Source organism: Parasedimentitalea maritima, from assembly GCF_005771405.1.
GTDB classification, from domain to species: domain Bacteria; phylum Pseudomonadota; class Alphaproteobacteria; order Rhodobacterales; family Rhodobacteraceae; genus Parasedimentitalea; species Parasedimentitalea maritima.
Window position 1 is genome coordinate 48,838 of record NZ_VAUA01000011.1, and the last position, 16,388, is coordinate 65,225.

Here is a 16,388-nt window from a genome sequence, read left to right on the forward strand (position 1 = left end):
CTGCAGCGCAGCATTTCAAGATATTTATTGCTGCACTGCAGAAAAAACTTACGCCATCAATGTTTTCAACGCCTTGCACTAACCTTCACATAGGTTCCGGGCGCTGGGGACAACGGCGGGTGGTTCGAATCACCCGGTTGACGCGCTGCAATCTGCTTACCGGATCGCTTTTTCAGCCATGTTTGCCAGCGCGGCCACCACGACCCTTGGTGGAACTGGGCATTCGTAAACCACGCATCGGCATCAACTTTCAGGTCGGCGTTGGTATAGTGCCCATACTTCTTCTTGCTTGGTGGATTGACGATGCCAGCGATATGACCCGACTGCGAGACGATAAAGCTCTTTGAGCGAGACCCCATTTGTTGCACGCCGCGATAGCAGTCTTTCCAACGCGCAATGTGATCCGTCTCGCAAGTGATCGCCATCAATGGAACATCCACTTCGCTCAATTGCAGCGTGTGCCCCATCAGCTCAATCCCACCATCAGCAAACTCATTTCGCTGGCAAAGCCCACGCAGGTATTGCACTGCCATTTTGGCCGGCAGGTTAGCACCATCACCGTTCCAATACAGCAGATCAAAGGCTGGCGGCGTTTGCCCCATCATGTAACTGCGTATGGCTGGCGCATAGATCAGGTCATTGGATCGCAGGTACGAAAACGTACGCGCCATGATGTAAGAGCGCAGCATGCCAACCTCGCCCACTTCTTCTTCAATACCGTCAATAAAATCATTTTGCAGGAATGGCGTGAATTCACCCTGATCGGAAAAATCTGTCAGTGCTGTGAAAAATGTCGCCGATTTCACCGATTTGTCACCGCGTTGCTTCAGCAGTGACAAGGTCAGGCCCAGTGTGGTGCCAGCAATGCAATACCCCACCGCATTGACTTGTTTGACCTCACAGATCTGTTTGACCTCTTCAATTGCGGTCAGGAACCCATCCTGAATATAGTCCTCTATGCCCACTTCAGCATAGCTTTCATCCGGATTGATCCAGGACACCACAAACAGGGTATAGCCTTGCTCGACCACCCATTTGATCAGACTGTTCTGCGCCTTCAAATCCAGAATGTAGAATTTATTGATCCAGGGCGGGAACAAAACGATTGGGGTCTCACAAACAGTATCTGTGCTGGGACTGTATTGAATCAGCTCCATCATCCGGTTGCGATAGACAACTTCGCCTTCTGATGTGGCGATATTGCGCCCCAGCTCAAAGGCGCTTTCATCGGCAAGTTTGACAACCAGCTCGCCACCGTTGGCTTCTAGGTCAGCAACCAGGTTTTCCAATCCGTCGATCAGGGACTGCCCCTCGGTTTCGACGGCCTTTTCCAGAGCATCCGGGTTGGTGGCCAGAAAATTAGTTGGCGCCATCATATCAACGATCTGATCCGCAAAATAGCTGAGCCGCTGTTTATCCTTGCCCTCCAAATCAGTGATGTCTGCGACAGACTGACGGATAGCATCTGCATTGGTCATGTATTGTTGCTGGACAAAATGAAAATAAGGGTTGTTCTGCCACATGGGGTTGGCAAAGCGACGATCACTGGATTTCGGCACGGATCCCTCAGCACTTTCTGCCGTTATCGCCTGTTGGGCTTCAGCAAAGTTCATCACGGATTTGCCCCAGAATTCAACCTGTTGCTCCAATAGTCTGGCAGGGTTTTGCACCGCTTCGGCCCAATATGCCGTTGCTGCACGTGCAAAGAGATCTTGATTCGGACCATCCAGAGCCGCGTTATGTGCTGTCTTATTTCCCATCACGTCTGCCAACCGCTTTGAAAGCTGCTCGACATGATCCATGTTTTTCTTAAGTCGTTCAATATGTTCCGGGGATATTCCAGTGAAAGTATCGTCAATTGTTGTCATTTTAATAAATTACCCCTAACTTTCTGCCATGCAGAATAATGTCGCCCCAACGTTATGGCAAAGCGACGAAAAGTCCGATGGGTTGGAATTCTTTTATCCCTGTGATGCGGGCGGCAATCAAGGGAAACACGCATGCGCTATATGATGACCTACGATCTGATGGAAACAGCCCGCAACACAAACCAATGGTTGGGCTCAACCGCCAGAGCTATGGCATCTTACCCTATGTTTTCCGCAATGCCTAACCCGGCCCTTAATTGGATGGCGGCCTGGGGGGAAGTGACCGAGCGTAGTTTTCAGCGCATGGCAGTGAAACCCGACTGGGGTATCCGCACCTTCACCTGCGAAGACGGTAAGGACCACTTGGTCGAAATCGATACAGTGGTTGAACGTCCCTTTGGCGACCTCATTCACTTCAAAGTTGCGGGCCGCGAAGAACAGCCGCGCAAGGTTTTACTCATCGCCCCAATGTCCGGCCACTACGCCACTTTGCTGCGTTCCACCGTCAAAAGCCTGATCGTAAACTGCGAGGTCTATGTCACAGACTGGCACAACGCCCGCGACATTCCGGTTTCCGCAGGTAAATTCGACGTCGAAGACTACTCTCTCTACTTGGTTGATTTCATGCGTGAGATGGGCCCAGAGACCCATGTGGTCGCAGTCTGTCAGCCGGTCCCGCTTGCCTTGGCCGCCACGGCCTATTTGGCCGAACAGGATCCCAAGGCTCAACCCAGTTCGCTGACCCTGATCGGCGGCCCAATTGACCCAGACGCTGCGCCAACCGAAGTCACCGATTTTGGCCGCCGGGTCACCATGGGTCAGCTCGAAGAAACCATGATCCAGCAGGTTGGTTTCAAATACTCCGGTGTTGGCCGCATGGTCTATCCGGGGCTGCTTCAGCTCACCTCGTTCATCTCGATGAATGGCGAGCGCCATTCTCAGGCGTTCAACGATCAGATCCAGCGCGCCGCCAAAGGCGAAACCTCGGATCATGACAGCCACAACCGGTTTTACGATGAATATCTGGCAGTGATGGATATGCCCGCCGAGTTCTACCTATCGACCGTTGAAAGGGTGTTCAAGAACCGAGATATCGCCCGGAATGAGTTCACCATCGACGGGCACAAGGTCGACTTCGGAAAAATCACCGATGTCGCAGTAAAAACCGTCGAAGGCGCCAATGATGATATCTCGGCCCCTGGCCAATGTATCGCCGCATTGGATCTGTGCACCGGACTGGACGACGCCCGCAAGGCCAGCCATGTTGAGCCAGACGCAGGCCACTACGGGATTTTTGCTGGCCGCAGCTGGCGCAACAACATCCGCCCACTGGTGATTGAATTCATGGACGCCAACAGCCGCAAGCCAGCACCCAAACGCAAAGCACCGCGCAAAACCAAGGTGAAATAAGATGATGGCCACCGCAGCACAGCAAGCCTTTTCCTGCAAATGTGGGACACTACGCGGCCATGTCACCGCCCATGGGATGAAAACGGGCACTCGGGTTGTGTGTTTTTGTCCCGATTGCCGTGCCGTACAACTCTATCACAATCAGCCGGACCCCGCCCCTGGCCCAGTGGACCTTTTCCAAGTGTCACCAGATACCATCGAAATTACACAGGGTACGGATTGTCTGCAGTTGCTGCGGCTAAGCCCCAAAGGCACTCTGCGCTGGTACGCGAGCTGCTGCGGCACCCCCTTTGCCAACACCCTCGCAAAACCCGGCCTGCCCTTTGCCGGTCTACTTTCAGATATCTTTGCAAACCAAGATGCCTTGGGGAAAATCCGCGCTCGTGCCTTTGTCCCGCAACCAGGCAAGCCTTCCAAAACGACTGGCGCTGCCGTCATGGCCCTAGGTATCATCAGCCGCATGGCCACCAGTCGCATGTCGGGCCGCTGGCGCCAGACCCCATTTTTCAATATCGAAACAGGCGAACCTGTTGCAGAGCCCAAGATCCCGACCAAGGAAGAACGGGCAAAGTTCTATTAGGGGCTGGCCCACACAGTGGGTGATCGAGCGTTAAGCCTCACTGGGATGTGAGTTGTACCCGCTGTGACAGCCCGTATTCTCCGGCTTATGAAAAACAATTTCTCTGGAAAATGCCTGTGTGGCTCGGTCACTTACAAGGCAAACGGACAACCAGTAGTGGTCGCACAGTGCCACTGCGAAGAATGTCGCAGGTTGAGCGGAACGGGCCACACGGTTGGCGCTATGTTCCCCTTGGATACAGTCACTCTGAACGGAGAACTGAGCACATTCAAATACCAGTCAAACAGAGGTTCTGAAGTTACAAAAGCCTTTTGTGGGAAATGTGGAAGCCCAATCTACGGCTCCAATTCGCACGCACCAGATCATTTGACCTTTTCCCTCGGCACAATGGATGATGCCACGGCTCTGGAAATACAGGTCGTGGTGTTCGAACGCGACAAACAGCATTGGGACCAGCTTGGGGCGGATGTCATGTCTTTTGCGACCCAGCCGGATTGGAAACCTGATACGTAAAAATCAGGTTTGACCTGCCAACCACTCTGCCAACACCCTGTTCACCACATCCGGGCGTTCCAGTGTTGGGAGATGCCCAGCAGAGGTGATCACCTGCAAGGAGGCATTCGGTATCAGTTCAGCCAAGAACTCATGACGCTTCACAGGTGTCAGCGGGTCGTATTCCCCACACAGGATCAATGTTGGGACCTTGCACTTACGCAGAGTCCCCTGCTGGTCTCGCCGCCGTTGCAAGGCCCGCGTCTGCGCGACAAACAGGGCCTGCCCTAACTCCATGCCCATCTGATGCATCAGGTTCAAGACCTCGATCCGTTGCGGTCCTGGGGCCAGGTATTCAGGCAGCATGGACTGGCGCAGAACGTCATCCATGCGCCCTGTTCGGGCACCAATAATCAACGGCTCGCGGGTGGCAGCCTGGGCTGGAGTGTCTGGCAAAGGGCTGGTGCTCATCAGGCACAACCGGCTGACCCGTTCTGGGGCACGGCGCAGGATTTCCATCGCCACAATTCCACCCATCGACAATCCCGCCAGTGCAAATCTCGATGGCAGTTGCTGTAGTAGCTGGATTGCTATGTCTTCTATGCGTTCGCCGCCAATCAACGGGGCGACGGTCACCGGAACCTGCGTCGACAGCGCCATGATTTGAGGTTGGAAAATGCGCGCGTCACACATCATCCCAGGCAACAACACCAGCGGATCCTGTGATAATTGCCCAGTCTGTTCCATAGTGCCTATCCGTTGGTCATGATCGCCAGCAAAGCGCAAGCATTGATCTATTTCCTATCACTGCGCCCTTATCTTCGCCATGGCAAGAGGCCTAAGCCCAGACCAATCCTTGGAATTTCGGAAAGTCACCATATCGACACTGTCGTTGCGTTAACGTCTCCGTCGGCGTTTCACCTGCAATCAACAGCCGTCCGCGCGGTGCAATATAGCTGTCGATGCGGCGCATGGGCTGGGGGCGCCAAACCAGATTGAAGGCACAGAGTTTGGGGAAAAACCAAATCTCGGAGTATTCCAGATGATCATGCAGCCACCAGGCCAGATCCCGCCAGTCCCGCCCGCGGTCATACTGATCCGCAAACCAGGGGATCACAATTGATGCTCCGGCCACACGCGCATCACCGCGCGCCCAATCCCAGATGTGGCATTCCAGCGGATTGTCATTGCGGGCACAGTTCAAACGGTTCTTATTGCCATATTCATTTACCGCCCGAGACCGATACCCAGACCGCACTGCCACCCGGCCAAAGGTATCCTGCAAAGGGTCGAGCAAAGACCGGCAAAACGCGCTGCCGCTCTCAATGGCCAGATCCGGATCATCGGGAATGTTCTGGATCTGGTGAAAATTGGCGATCTCTGAATACAGAAATTCGCGCATGTAAAAATGTTCGGACAGGCGCACACGGCCCAGCGTTTCCAGGCTCCACATGCTGCCTGGGCGACGCATGTCAGTAGCCGTTCCAACGGAACGCGCCGTTTTCACCCAGAGTTGAGAATGGATTATGGGCTATTTCCCAAATTGAGCCATCCGGAGCCCGAAAATACCCGTGATGACCACCCCAGAATACATCCGCTGCTGGCTTTAAAACTTCTGCGCCAGCCACTTCGGCTCGTGCCAGGATCTCAGCAACATCTTCCTTTGCACGCGTGTTATGGCCTAGCGTGATTGCCCCCTGCCCCAGTGCAGAAACCGGCAGACCAATGTCTTCTGCCAACGCCGTTAGCGGATACAAACCCAGCGTCTGCCCTACCATATCAAAAGCAATCACCCCATCCGGGCTTTCTGCTCGTTTCCAGCCCAGCGCCTCATAAAACGCAGCGGCCTTTTCCATATCTTCAACACCCAATGTAATCAGGCTGACACGTTGTTCCATCACTCAATTCCTTGCATCTTCAACCACTTCAAAAACCCTTCGGTCGCGGCTTTGGTCTGGTCAGGCGATCTGATATCCCCTGCGATAACGTGCGACCGCGGATCGCCTTTCCCGTCAAGGACCACCAGCTGCAGGTCGGCAGGGCCACCCCACCGATCGGCGACAAGCGCCGTCATATCAGGACGCACAACCTGATCCCTGTTAGAAATCCAGAACAAAGCCGGAACATTTATTTGTGATACGTCCATTTTTACAACCGTGTCAACAAGAGCCGCCACCGGAAACACCGCCACAAGCGGATATGTCGTGGTCCAATAGGTCTTATGGTCTGCATTCTGCATAGGTCGTGTTCTTTCACGGCCAGCCAACAGCGGTACCCAATACCGCGCAGCCGGTAAGGTTAGAAGTGGCGCCAGCGGTTTGTTGATGCCGTAGTTGGGAGACACAAAGATCATCGCAGCCACGTTCTTTGACATCTCAGGGTCGAATGCAGCAGCTGTTGCTAGCGTCGCGCCTGTCGATGTGGCGATCACCACAACCCGGTCCCCAACCTGTCGCGCAGCGGCCAGACCTTCGGCCATGTCCATCATCCAGTCATTGACGGTCACGTCTGCCAATACCTCTCCTGACCGTCCATGACCACGCAGCCGGGTGAACACCAGATTGGCGCCCAGCGCCTCAGCGACCTGATCCGGTACTGGACGGATTTCTTCGGAGGTTGCCGAGAATCCATGTACATAAAGCACCGAAACAGGCGTGCGCTGTTCCTTGAACCCTTCGCGCCAGATCACACGCTTCTCAACACCAGGGGTTACATCCTTGTGATGGCTTTCAATGCTTTCGAAATAGACCTGCACCCCTTCGCCAAATCGACGCGGTTCAAACGAGGTCTTGAGATCAACTTCCTCATAAGGCCCAAATGCCCACAGGGCAGCCCCGATGACAACCAATGCCAGCAGGACCCGCCCCAGCCATTTTCCAAACAGACGCACTAGAGCCCGCCCAGTACATCAACCACGGCATCTTCGATCATCTGCAAACACGGTCCATCCGAAAACCGATGATCGGCATCTTTGACCAATGTCAGGCGCATGTCGTCGCAAGTGGCGTGGTCCATCAGGCGCAATGCGGTCTCGGTGCTTACTGCTGTATCAGCGGTCCCTTGCAAACACCGCACCGGAAACGGCAGGTTTAACGGCGCGCGCAACACAAGCTGGGTGCGGCCATCCTCAATCATCCGCCTCGAGATGATATAGGGTTCCATATAGTCGCTTGGCAGTTCGACATGGCCAACCTCTTCCAGCGCTTGTTTCTGGGCAACCGTGAAATTTGCCCAATAGCCATCTTCAGTGAAATCTGGCGCCGCCGCCACAGTCACCAACCCTTGGATACGTTCTGGCATCTCTTTGGCCAGCAACAGCGCCTGCCACCCGCCCATTGATGACCCGACAGGTACAATTGGGCCCTGGGTCAACGCAGAGACTGCCGCCACAGTGTCCTCATGCCAGTCGCCAATACAGCCTTCTTCGAATGTGCCCGAGCTTTCGCCATGTCCAGAATAGTCAAACCGTAGGAACGCCCGGCCCTGTGCCTTGGCCCAGGCCTCCAGAAATACCGCCTTGGTGCCTTCCATGTCGGATTTCAGCCCGCCCAAGAACACAATCCAAGGCCCTTTTCCCTCACTCTTGTGATAGGCGATGCGGCGGCCCTGCGGGCTATCAAAACAATCACTAGTACCCATGTCGGATCTCCTCAATTTTCCCAAGATGTGACACGCGCTGTCACGGCTCGCAATTGGTGATTACCTCCCCCAAGCCTTATCCACTGTTTGCATGTTGCTGCAACTGGTCCATAAGACTGCAACATTTTGAGGTGCCGCGTGATCAAAATTTTGAAATTCCTATTGATAGCTGCCGCTCTTGTTGCGCTGGCAATTCTGACTGCTTGGGCCTCTCTTGCCTTGTGGTACCGTCTGCCCTTCGGCACCCCGATCCGTGCAGCTTTTGCCGGTATTTTTGCTCTGCTAGGTTTGGCCGTCGCCACCTCTTTGTTCAACTCTCGCCGCCTGCGTGCTCTGGCCACCTACTGCCTCGCGCTTGCCAGCGTCATCTTCTGGTGGTCCACCCTCTCCCCACCATCCGAAGCCAACTGGGCCCCCGACGTGGCGCGTCAGGTTACTGGGGAAGTCAACGGAGATAATCTGACACTGATCAATGTGCGCAATTTTGACTGGCAAACCCCAACAGAGGCCACCGAACATTGGGAGACCCGCAGCTACGATTTGTCCCAATTGCAGGGCGTCGATCTGTTCATGTCTTATTGGGCTGGCCCCGAAATAGCCCATATGATCGTCAGCTTTGACTTTGCCAATGCGGACCCGATCGCATGGTCAGTCGAAGTCCGTCGTCAGGTCGGCGGCGGTTTTTCCCCCATCGCAGATCTGTTCAAAAGCAATACGCTGGTGATCGTCGCTGCGGATGAACGCGACGTTGTTGGCACCCGAACCAATGTGCGCGGCGAAGATGTCCAACTCTACCGTATCAACACCACGCCCGAGAAAACACGCGCTCTACTCCTGCAATATGTCGAGGCCGCCAACCGCTTGGCGGCCAAACCGCACTGGTACAATTCCCTAACCACCAACTGCACAACCGTGGTCCTGACTATGATAAAAACCATCGTTGACGAAGTCCCACTGGATTGGCGCGTGGTCGCCAATGGCTATCTGCCCGACTATGCCTACGACCGTGGCGTGCTCGACAGCCGCCTGTCTTTAGAACAACTGCGCAACCGGTCTCATATCAACACATCCGCACTGGCACACGGCCTAAGCGATGGCTTCAGCGCTGCCATCCGTCAAAACGTACCAGCCCCCTGAGCATTTCTTCATTGTATCAATGCTCTATATGACGGGCTGGCGCGTGCCCTCTCTCAGCAGCGCTTGACAGCTGCGCCACAGCCTGCCAAATCAGCAAAACACATATACCCGCAACCGGGCGTTCAGTGGGCGCCAAACTGACGAGGAGCGCCGAAACATGGCCCAAGTCTCTCTCACCTTTCCCGATGGCAATGCACGATCTTATGACGCAGGCGTAACCGCCGCGCAGGTTGCCGCTGACATCTCCAGCTCTCTGGCGAAAAAAGCCATCTCCGCCACCTATAATGATCAGCACTGGGACCTGCAGTGGCCGATCCCTGCAGATGGCACCATTGCCCTGCACACCATGAAGGACGAGGCTCAGGCCAACGAGCTGATCCGCCACGATCTTGCCCACATCATGGCCCGCGCCGTGCAAGCCCTTTGGCCCGACACCAAGGTCACCATCGGCCCGGTGATCGACAACGGCTGGTACTACGACTTTGACCGCGCTGAACCCTTCACCCCCGAAGATCTGGGTGTGATTGAAAAAGAGATGAAGAAAATCATCAACAAGCGCGAACCTGTGACCACCGAGGTCTGGGACCGTCAGCGCGCCGTGGATTTTTACACCGCCAATGATGAACCCTATAAGGTCGAACTGATCGACGCCATTCCGGGTGACGAGCCGCTGCGCATGTACTGGCATGGCGAATGGCAGGATCTCTGCCGCGGCCCACACTTGGCACACACTGGACAAGTTCCCGGCGACAGCTTCAAACTGATGTCCATTGCTGGCGCTTACTGGCGCGGCGACAGTGACCGCGCCATGTTGCAGCGGATCTACGGTGTTGCCTTCACCGGCAAGGAAAAGCTGAAGGCCCACCTGACCATGCTGGAGGAAGCCGCCAAGCGCGACCACCGCAAGCTAGGTCGCGAAATGAACCTGTTCCACATGCAGGAAGAGGCCCCCGGTCAGATCTTCTGGCACCCCAACGGCTGGACCATCTACACCGAACTGCAAAACTATATGCGCCGCAAACAGCGGGCCGACGGTTATGTTGAGGTCAACACACCGCAGGTTGTTGATCGCAAACTGTGGGAAGCATCAGGCCACTGGGACAAGTACCAGGAACACATGTTCATTGTTGAGGTCGACGAAGAGCACGCGCGCGAGAAATCGATCAACGCGCTGAAGCCGATGAACTGCCCTTGCCACGTACAGGTCTATAACCAGGGCTTGAAATCTTATCGTGACTTGCCGCTGCGTATGGCTGAATTTGGCTCGTGCAACCGCTATGAACCGTCGGGCGCACTGCACGGCATCATGCGGGTGCGGGGCTTCACTCAGGATGACGCCCATATCTTCTGCACCGAGGACCAGATCGAAGAAGAATGCGCCAAGTTCATCGACTTCTTATCGTCGGTCTACAAAGACCTTGGGTTTGAAAAGTTCGAGATCATGTTTGCCACCCGCCCTGAAAAGCGTGTCGGCACCGAAGAAAGCTGGGATCACGTCGAGGGCGCGTTGGAAAACGCAATCAAGATGACTGGCCACGCCTATACTCTGGACGAAGGCGAAGGCGCGTTCTACGGCCCCAAGCTGGATTTCAAACTGACCGACGCCATTGGCCGTGTCTGGCAGTGCGGTACATTCCAAGTCGACCCCAACCTGCCCGAGCGTCTGGACGCCAACTATATCGGTGAGGATGGTGCCAAGCACCGCCCCTACATGCTGCACCGCGCCTGTCTCGGCTCGTTTGAGCGTTTCATTGGCATCCTAATCGAAAGCCACGCTGGCAAGCTGCCGTTCTGGCTGGCACCGCGTCAGGTTGTTGTTGCTTCGATCACATCCGAGGCTGATGACTACGTGATGGAAGTTGTGTCTGAACTGCAAAAAGCAGGCGTACGTGTCGAGGCTGACACCCGCAACGAGAAGATCAACTACAAGGTCCGTGAGCATTCAGTTGGCAAAGTGCCCGTAATCCTGGCCATCGGTGCCCGTGAAGTTGAAGAGCGTACCGTCTCGATCCGTCGTCTGGGCCAAAAACAAAGCAAGGTCGACAGCCTGGAAAATGTTACAAAGCTTCTTGCGCTGGAAGCTACAGCCCCCGATCTTCTGTAACATTTACTACATTCTGACAGTTTTTCCGGCTCCCAAGTGGGGCCGGGACTCGTTTCGAACAACGCAAATCACTGTAATTAAACAGTTTACCAATCTGCGATTTGTCACAAACTCTGACGCGCACGTGACACACAAGCTCGTGTCTTCAATGTCGATAATTGGTCGGTTAGGGTTTGTCTGTAACAACACGAAACCAAGCTTTATCAAAAAAGGACTTCCCACATGTCTAACACCGCTAAATCCCTGGTTGTCGCAAGTGCCGTCGCCGCCGCCCTGTCCGCAGCGGCCACCACACCTGTAGCGGCCCAGTCCAAAGAGAAATGCTATGGCGTGTCACTGGCGGGTCAGAACGATTGCGCAGCTGGCCCTGGAACGACCTGTGCCGGCACATCCGTCACCGACTATCAGGGCAACGCCTGGACATTGGTTGATGCCGGATCTTGTGAAGGCATGGAACTGCCTGCGGCGGCGGACGGTACGGCCCGCAGTGGCTCACTGGAAGCACTCGCCCGCGACATCCCAGCCTAAATCAACACGACAAGCGGGGCGGGATAATAATTTCTCGCCTCTCGTTTCCTCGCCGGTCACTTGACCACTTCCCACTGGACCAGACGAGAAATACCATGCTGGACACCACCTTTCCCCAGAGCGACTTGCCTGCTACGGCTGGTGTTGGCTACAAACCCCAGCATTTTTCGCAGATCCTCGAACAACCCGGTTCAGTGGCCTGGCTGGAAATCCATGCTGAAAACTACATGGGAGACGGTGGTCGACCCTTAGCGCAGTTGCGCCGCCTTTCTGAACAATTCCCGATCTCTGTTCACGGTGTCGGTCTTAGTATCGGGGGGGAAGCACCGTTAGATACTGACCATCTGGCCCGCCTGAAGCAGCTGATTGAATGGTTGAACCCAGCCAGCTTTTCCGAACATCTGGCCTGGTCCACCCATGACGCACATTTCTACAACGACCTGTTGCCGTTGCCCTATACCAACGACTCGCTGATCCGCATCTGTGATCATATTGATCAGCTACAGCGAACAATTGGTCGGCAAATGCTACTGGAAAACCCATCCAGCTATCTCGCATTTGAGGAAAGCACATGGTCTGAACCCGAGTTCCTGACCGAGATCGCCAACCGCACCGGTTGTGGATTGTTGCTGGACGTCAACAACGTCTTTGTCTCAGCCTCCAACCTCGACTTTTCCCCACAGGGCTACATCGATGCCTTTGCGCTGAACCGGGTTGGTGAAATCCACCTTGGCGGTCATGATACCGACACCGATGATCACGGCGCGCCCTTGCTGATCGACAGCCACGGACATGCCATTGCTGACCCGGTCTGGGCCTTGTTGAACTACACGCTTGAACGTTCAGGTCCCAAGCCTGTGTTGGTCGAATGGGATAACGATGTCCCCGACTGGCCTGTCCTATCAGATGAAGCAAACCGCGCTGCTTCTGCGCTCCATAAGATCCCCGCATGAACACCAACCAAAGCCAGTTCACCCGCGCCATGATGGATGCCTCGATACCGGTGCCCGAAGGCCTGCTGGATGCCCAAAACCGCCCGGCGGGGCGTCGGTTCGATGTCTATCGAAACAACGTCGCCGTTTCACTGACCGATGCCATGCACGCTGCCTTTCCGGTAATTGCCAAACTGCTGGGCAAGGAAAATATGGACGGGCTGTCAGGCCTCTACCTGCGTGCCCACCCTCCGTCATCACCGCTGATGATGTTTTACGGCGAGCATTTTCCAGATTTCCTTGCGGCGATGGAGCAACTCAGCCACCTGGGCTATTTACCGGATGTCGCGCGTCTGGAACTGGCCCTGCGCCGTTCATATCACGCGGCAGATTCAGTCCCCGTTGGCCCCGAAAAGCTGGCGCAACTTTCCCCGGATGCGCTGATGCAAACAGAGGTCAAGTTCGCACCTTCCATGCAGGTGATCGCCTCCCCCTGGCCTATCTTCGACATCTGGCGCTACAATACTCAAGATGGCGCGGCCAAGCCTGATGCCGTGGCCCAGGATGTAATGATCACCCGACCCGAATTCGATCCAGCTCCACATCTCCTGCCCCCAGGAGGCGCAGCTTTCATTGTGGCTTTGCAACGGGGCCAAAACATTGGCTCCGCTCATGAGGCCGCACTGGCTAAAACCCCTGAGTTCGATCTTGGGGCAACCTTCACCCTGCTGTTACAAGGCGGCGTAATACTCAAATTAGATACGAAAGGATAAGGCGATGCATGCACTTGTCTCGGTTCACAATGCACTCTTCGGCCTGATCGAACGAGTTGGTGACTGGCTCATGCCTATGGCTGGTCGGTTGATTTTTGCTTCAACTTTGCTGATCTACTACTGGAACTCAGGCCTGACCAAACTGGGGGATGGTATCTTTGGTATCTTCAGCCCTTCGGTCGGCGCCTATGCACAAATTTTCCCCAAGCAGCTTGAAGCCGTGGGCTACGACGCGTCGCAGCTTTCCGCTTTTCACTGGGCTGTGGTTGTCGCTGGCACCTGGGCCGAATTCATTCTACCGCTACTGATCATCATCGGGCTCGCCACTCGCCTGGCTGCGCTGGGAATGATCGGGTTTGTGGTGATGCAGTCCCTTACTGATGTCTACGGCCACGGCCAAACTGACATCAAAACACTAGGTTCAATGTTTGACCGTTTCCCAGACGGCATCATTCTCGACCAGCGCCTGTTCTGGGCCTTTCTGCTAACCTATCTTGTTGTCAAAGGCGCCGGTGCAATATCTGTCGATGCCGTCCTGCGCCGTCGGGCAATGCCAGCGATCGCCTAACCGAGGTTTTTAATGAGTACCGGGGCGCCTTTTGGCGTCCTTTTTTTGTTGAGAAAAGTTCATTCATGCCAATTCTGGAAGTCAGACGCCACACAATGCGCGCCAAACCCGGACAACATCTTTCGCAGGATGGCGTTTCCCTTGAGCAGCACATTGGCCGCGCTCTCGGGCCATTTGATCTGGTTGTGACCAGTGAGCTGCCACGCGCAATTGAAACGGCGATTGCCATGGGCTTTGCGGTTGATCGCTACGTTGCGGACTTGGGTATCCTACCCGACATAGTCTTGGCGGCCCTTGCCTGGCCAAATTCCCTGACCGCAATTTCAAAGATACTGGAGGAGGATCAAAACTGTCTCCGATTTGCCCAGCAGCAGGCAGAACTTTGGCGAGATATTTTTGATCAACTTTCCGACGATCAATCGGCGTTGATCATTACTCACGGAGGCATCATCGAATTGGGCGCTCTTGGTTTCCTGCCCGATGGCACCCCCAACAATTTAGGGGATGCCATCGGTTACTGCGAAGGATTTAGGTTCACCAAACAGGGAGAGACATTCACCTGTGAAGCCCTCCAAGTTGATGAAAACCTTCGCTTAGTCCACAACTAGATCTGCGTAAACACCGGCTTCATATGCCAATGTTCAACTTAAAAATGCGCCTTCGGTTCGTCCGGTTTGCCAGCAGCAATCGCCAAAACTCCAGCCAAGCCAGCAAAACAGATTGGAAATAGCGTAAAGACGTTGAACCCAAATCCAACATACATCCCCGCTGATGACGCCAACAGTAACACGCCGCCCCAAAGCGCCCGCGACCGAGCCATCGCACCTCCGGCAATTGCTAACATCGGAGACAGCACCGCCAAAATACGCAATTGGGTCACGTGCTGAACCTGCTCGGCGACACCATTGATCTCACCGAAATGCTCAACTGCAGTCGAATAGCCGTAACCAAAAAATCCAACGATCATACCAAATAGTCCAGCAATAATCCCCAACACGAGGGCTGCGTTGCGCATCTGTTATCTCCATGCAATGTCACCACTTAGATAGGTGGTCAAAGCTCAAACGCCAAGAGCCGCTTGCGTCTCCTTGCTCCACCCCAAATATAGAACGCCATCGCGCTCAATCAGCGGGCGCTTCATCAGCGCAGGATGCGTTTTTATTAGCTCTAACGGGGGGTTTAGACGCTCTTCCTGGGTCAAGGCTCGCCATGTGGTTGATCGTATATTCAACAAACTGTCGCCAAATTGCCCCAATGCCCGTTCAAGAACCGCATCAGGCACCCCACCCCTTCGGACATCCACAAGATGAAGATCAGGCAATAATTTCAATGCCTTCCGGCAATTGTCGCAGTTTTTTAGACCGAATAACTTCAATTTAGCTTTCCATTTCTTTCGTTGGCCACACAATTTATAGTAGAGTTTCTTTGTTTTACTTGATTTTTTTCATAGCCATGTAAAACTCTACCTTGGCTCACTAGCCTGCTGAACATTGCATTGATTGCCTTGGCATCACTTCAATATTCGGCCTGCTGGCTGTGCCAGAACCACTTTGAAATTACTCAAAGTGACGCGCAAGGTAGAAGGAGACACGGGGCATGCCAAGCGGAACCGTGAAATGGTTTAATACGACTAAAGGCTTTGGGTTCATTGAACCTGATGAAGGCGGAAAAGATGTGTTTGTGCATATCTCAGCCGTCGAGCGGTCAGGAATGACCGGGCTCGCCGACAACCAGAAGATCAGTTACGAGCTTCAGGAAGGACGCGACGGACGCCAAATGGCAGGCGAATTGACGTCTTTATAGTTGAGCATTGCTGCGCCTAGAGCCACTCCGGGCGCAGCACAACACCAGACGGCTTACTTCCGCACTCGCTTTAGCCTCTGCGTCGCATATACTCCATCATCACACAGGCCGGATCAGCAGATCGCAACTGAGTTTCGCCGGTGATTTCCCAATCCTTAAGGTCAAACTTGGGGAAAAAAGTGTCGGCGCCTTCAACCGTTAAATCTACTTCGGTAAGCAGCATACGGTCTGCCATTGGCAGCATCCCTTGATAGATACCAAAACCGCCAATTCCATAAATCCGCTGATATCCCTGAACACGCGCCTGCGCCACAGCTGCCTCCAAGGATGGGCACACAAGCTCTGCTGCCTCGGGGTTCGACGACACAACCAAATTTAGCCGGTTCTTTAGTGGTTTGAACGGCAGACTATCCCAGGTGCTTCGCCCCATGATAATCGCCCCACCCAGCGTTTCGCGCTGAAACGCTTTCAAATCCTCTGGCGCATACCAGGGAATTGTATTGTCTTTGCCTATGGCGCCATTGCGGGCCCGTGCCGCGATCAGAGTAATCATA

Annotated in this window: 20 protein-coding genes; 11 read left to right on the top strand and 9 right to left on the bottom strand. The window is 54.6% G+C overall.

Going from position 1 to position 16,388, the window contains the following annotated elements; all coding sequences use genetic code 11:
• Nucleotides 1-65: 65 nt before the first annotated feature.
• Complete coding sequence (gene phaC / locus FEE96_RS19235) at nucleotides 66-1,868, bottom strand: class I poly(R)-hydroxyalkanoic acid synthase (RefSeq protein ID WP_138164755.1); 1,803 nt, start codon at nucleotides 1,866-1,868, stop codon at nucleotides 66-68.
• A 132-nt stretch (nucleotides 1,869-2,000) separates the two neighbouring features.
• On the opposite strand from phaC, the gene phaZ reads away from it, so the two are divergent.
• The 3 genes from phaZ (at nucleotide 2,001) to FEE96_RS19250 (ending at nucleotide 4,371) form a co-directional block, all read left to right on the top strand.
• Entirely contained in the window at nucleotides 2,001-3,278 is a 1,278-nt protein-coding gene (gene phaZ, locus FEE96_RS19240; RefSeq protein WP_138164756.1) for a polyhydroxyalkanoate depolymerase, read from the top strand.
• Nucleotide 3,279: 1 nt separating this feature from the next.
• Entirely contained in the window at nucleotides 3,280-3,858 is a 579-nt protein-coding gene (locus FEE96_RS19245) for a DUF6151 family protein (protein WP_138164757.1), read from the top strand.
• Between the two features lie 87 nt (nucleotides 3,859-3,945).
• A complete protein-coding gene (locus tag FEE96_RS19250) occupies nucleotides 3,946-4,371 on the top strand; it encodes a GFA family protein (protein WP_138164907.1) in 426 nt (141 codons plus the stop codon).
• A gap of 3 nt (nucleotides 4,372-4,374) precedes the next feature.
• On the opposite strand, the gene FEE96_RS19255 is transcribed toward FEE96_RS19250, so the two are convergent.
• The 5 genes from FEE96_RS19255 to FEE96_RS19275 all read right to left on the bottom strand — a co-directional run bounded on the left by FEE96_RS19255 (nucleotide 4,375) and on the right by FEE96_RS19275 (nucleotide 7,989).
• The gene (locus tag FEE96_RS19255) at nucleotides 4,375-5,097 is read right to left on the bottom strand and encodes an alpha/beta fold hydrolase (RefSeq protein WP_138164758.1); all 723 of its coding nucleotides are present in this window, start codon (nucleotides 5,095-5,097) and stop codon (nucleotides 4,375-4,377) included.
• A 91-nt stretch (nucleotides 5,098-5,188) separates the two neighbouring features.
• On the bottom strand, nucleotides 5,189-5,803 hold the full coding sequence (locus FEE96_RS19260; RefSeq protein ID WP_138164908.1) for a hypothetical protein: 615 nt from the start codon (nucleotides 5,801-5,803) through the stop codon (nucleotides 5,189-5,191).
• A gap of 19 nt (nucleotides 5,804-5,822) precedes the next feature.
• Nucleotides 5,823-6,248 (bottom strand): VOC family protein, encoded by a 426-nt coding sequence (locus FEE96_RS19265; protein WP_138164759.1) that lies wholly within the window; start codon nucleotides 6,246-6,248, stop codon nucleotides 5,823-5,825.
• Nucleotides 6,248-7,240 (bottom strand): alpha/beta hydrolase, encoded by a 993-nt coding sequence (locus tag FEE96_RS19270; RefSeq protein ID WP_138164760.1) that lies wholly within the window; start codon nucleotides 7,238-7,240, stop codon nucleotides 6,248-6,250. The genes FEE96_RS19265 and FEE96_RS19270 overlap by 1 nt, the downstream gene beginning before the upstream one ends.
• On the bottom strand, nucleotides 7,240-7,989 hold the full coding sequence (locus tag FEE96_RS19275) for an alpha/beta hydrolase (RefSeq protein ID WP_138164761.1): 750 nt from the start codon (nucleotides 7,987-7,989) through the stop codon (nucleotides 7,240-7,242). Before FEE96_RS19275 ends, FEE96_RS19270 begins: the two co-directional genes overlap by 1 nt.
• 138 nt (nucleotides 7,990-8,127) lie before the next feature.
• Here FEE96_RS19275 and FEE96_RS19280 point away from each other — a divergent pair, with 138 nt between their 5' ends.
• The 7 genes from FEE96_RS19280 (at nucleotide 8,128) to FEE96_RS19310 (ending at nucleotide 14,639) form a co-directional block, all read left to right on the top strand.
• The gene (locus FEE96_RS19280) at nucleotides 8,128-9,126 is read left to right on the top strand and encodes an Lnb N-terminal periplasmic domain-containing protein (protein WP_138164762.1); all 999 of its coding nucleotides are present in this window, start codon (nucleotides 8,128-8,130) and stop codon (nucleotides 9,124-9,126) included.
• A gap of 157 nt (nucleotides 9,127-9,283) precedes the next feature.
• Nucleotides 9,284-11,230: a threonine--tRNA ligase gene (thrS, locus tag FEE96_RS19285; RefSeq protein WP_138164763.1), complete on the top strand. Its 1,947-nt coding sequence runs from the start codon at nucleotides 9,284-9,286 to the stop codon at nucleotides 11,228-11,230.
• A 222-nt stretch (nucleotides 11,231-11,452) separates the two neighbouring features.
• Nucleotides 11,453-11,758 (top strand): BufA1 family periplasmic bufferin-type metallophore, encoded by a 306-nt coding sequence (locus FEE96_RS19290; protein WP_138164764.1) that lies wholly within the window; start codon nucleotides 11,453-11,455, stop codon nucleotides 11,756-11,758.
• A gap of 95 nt (nucleotides 11,759-11,853) precedes the next feature.
• The gene (gene bufB, locus FEE96_RS19295) at nucleotides 11,854-12,711 is read left to right on the top strand and encodes an MNIO family bufferin maturase (protein ID WP_138164765.1); all 858 of its coding nucleotides are present in this window, start codon (nucleotides 11,854-11,856) and stop codon (nucleotides 12,709-12,711) included.
• Nucleotides 12,708-13,463, top strand: coding sequence for an HvfC/BufC N-terminal domain-containing protein (locus FEE96_RS19300; RefSeq protein ID WP_138164766.1), 756 nt, complete (start codon nucleotides 12,708-12,710; stop codon nucleotides 13,461-13,463). The genes bufB and FEE96_RS19300 overlap by 4 nt, the downstream gene beginning before the upstream one ends.
• 4 nt (nucleotides 13,464-13,467) lie before the next feature.
• Complete coding sequence (locus FEE96_RS19305; protein WP_138164767.1) at nucleotides 13,468-14,031, top strand: DoxX family membrane protein; 564 nt, start codon at nucleotides 13,468-13,470, stop codon at nucleotides 14,029-14,031.
• Nucleotides 14,032-14,096: 65 nt separating this feature from the next.
• The gene (locus tag FEE96_RS19310; RefSeq protein ID WP_138164768.1) at nucleotides 14,097-14,639 is read left to right on the top strand and encodes a histidine phosphatase family protein; all 543 of its coding nucleotides are present in this window, start codon (nucleotides 14,097-14,099) and stop codon (nucleotides 14,637-14,639) included.
• Between the two features lie 38 nt (nucleotides 14,640-14,677).
• On the opposite strand, the gene FEE96_RS19315 is transcribed toward FEE96_RS19310, so the two are convergent.
• On the bottom strand, nucleotides 14,678-15,046 hold the full coding sequence (locus FEE96_RS19315) for a hypothetical protein (protein WP_138164769.1): 369 nt from the start codon (nucleotides 15,044-15,046) through the stop codon (nucleotides 14,678-14,680).
• A gap of 45 nt (nucleotides 15,047-15,091) precedes the next feature.
• On the bottom strand, nucleotides 15,092-15,406 hold the full coding sequence (locus FEE96_RS19320) for an ArsC/Spx/MgsR family protein (RefSeq protein WP_138164770.1): 315 nt from the start codon (nucleotides 15,404-15,406) through the stop codon (nucleotides 15,092-15,094).
• Nucleotides 15,407-15,627: 221 nt separating this feature from the next.
• Between FEE96_RS19320 and FEE96_RS19325 the strand changes: the two genes are divergently transcribed.
• Nucleotides 15,628-15,834 carry a cold-shock protein gene (locus FEE96_RS19325; RefSeq protein WP_138164771.1) on the top strand — a complete coding sequence of 69 codons (207 nt, stop codon included), beginning with the start codon at nucleotides 15,628-15,630 and terminating at the stop codon, nucleotides 15,832-15,834.
• 70 nt (nucleotides 15,835-15,904) lie between these two features.
• Here the strand turns inward: FEE96_RS19325 and FEE96_RS19330 are convergent, their stop codons facing one another.
• Nucleotides 15,905-16,387, bottom strand: coding sequence for a dihydrofolate reductase (locus FEE96_RS19330; protein WP_138164772.1), 483 nt, complete (start codon nucleotides 16,385-16,387; stop codon nucleotides 15,905-15,907).
• Between the last annotated feature and the right edge of the window lies 1 nt (nucleotide 16,388).

Bases quoted from the DNA above. Each gene is read 5' to 3' on its own strand.
- FEE96_RS19325 (WP_138164771.1), top strand. From the start codon at position 15,628: ATGCCAAGCGGAACCGTGAAATGGTTTAATACGACTAAAGGCTTTGGG.
- FEE96_RS19255 (WP_138164758.1), bottom strand. From the start codon at position 5,097: ATGGAACAGACTGGGCAATTATCACAGGATCCGCTGGTGTTGTTGCCT.
- FEE96_RS19315 (WP_138164769.1), bottom strand. From the start codon at position 15,046: ATGCGCAACGCAGCCCTCGTGTTGGGGATTATTGCTGGACTATTTGGT.
- FEE96_RS19310 (WP_138164768.1), top strand. From the start codon at position 14,097: ATGCCAATTCTGGAAGTCAGACGCCACACAATGCGCGCCAAACCCGGA.
- FEE96_RS19260 (WP_138164908.1), bottom strand. From the start codon at position 5,803: ATGTGGAGCCTGGAAACGCTGGGCCGTGTGCGCCTGTCCGAACATTTT.
- FEE96_RS19330 (WP_138164772.1), bottom strand. From the start codon at position 16,387: ATGATTACTCTGATCGCGGCACGGGCCCGCAATGGCGCCATAGGCAAA.
- FEE96_RS19250 (WP_138164907.1), top strand. From the start codon at position 3,946: ATGAAAAACAATTTCTCTGGAAAATGCCTGTGTGGCTCGGTCACTTAC.
- thrS (WP_138164763.1), top strand. From the start codon at position 9,284: ATGGCCCAAGTCTCTCTCACCTTTCCCGATGGCAATGCACGATCTTAT.
- FEE96_RS19305 (WP_138164767.1), top strand. From the start codon at position 13,468: ATGCATGCACTTGTCTCGGTTCACAATGCACTCTTCGGCCTGATCGAA.
- FEE96_RS19275 (WP_138164761.1), bottom strand. From the start codon at position 7,989: ATGGGTACTAGTGATTGTTTTGATAGCCCGCAGGGCCGCCGCATCGCC.
- FEE96_RS19245 (WP_138164757.1), top strand. From the start codon at position 3,280: ATGATGGCCACCGCAGCACAGCAAGCCTTTTCCTGCAAATGTGGGACA.
- bufB (WP_138164765.1), top strand. From the start codon at position 11,854: ATGCTGGACACCACCTTTCCCCAGAGCGACTTGCCTGCTACGGCTGGT.
- phaC (WP_138164755.1), bottom strand. From the start codon at position 1,868: ATGACAACAATTGACGATACTTTCACTGGAATATCCCCGGAACATATT.
- FEE96_RS19265 (WP_138164759.1), bottom strand. From the start codon at position 6,248: ATGGAACAACGTGTCAGCCTGATTACATTGGGTGTTGAAGATATGGAA.
- FEE96_RS19300 (WP_138164766.1), top strand. From the start codon at position 12,708: ATGAACACCAACCAAAGCCAGTTCACCCGCGCCATGATGGATGCCTCG.
- phaZ (WP_138164756.1), top strand. From the start codon at position 2,001: ATGCGCTATATGATGACCTACGATCTGATGGAAACAGCCCGCAACACA.
- FEE96_RS19290 (WP_138164764.1), top strand. From the start codon at position 11,453: ATGTCTAACACCGCTAAATCCCTGGTTGTCGCAAGTGCCGTCGCCGCC.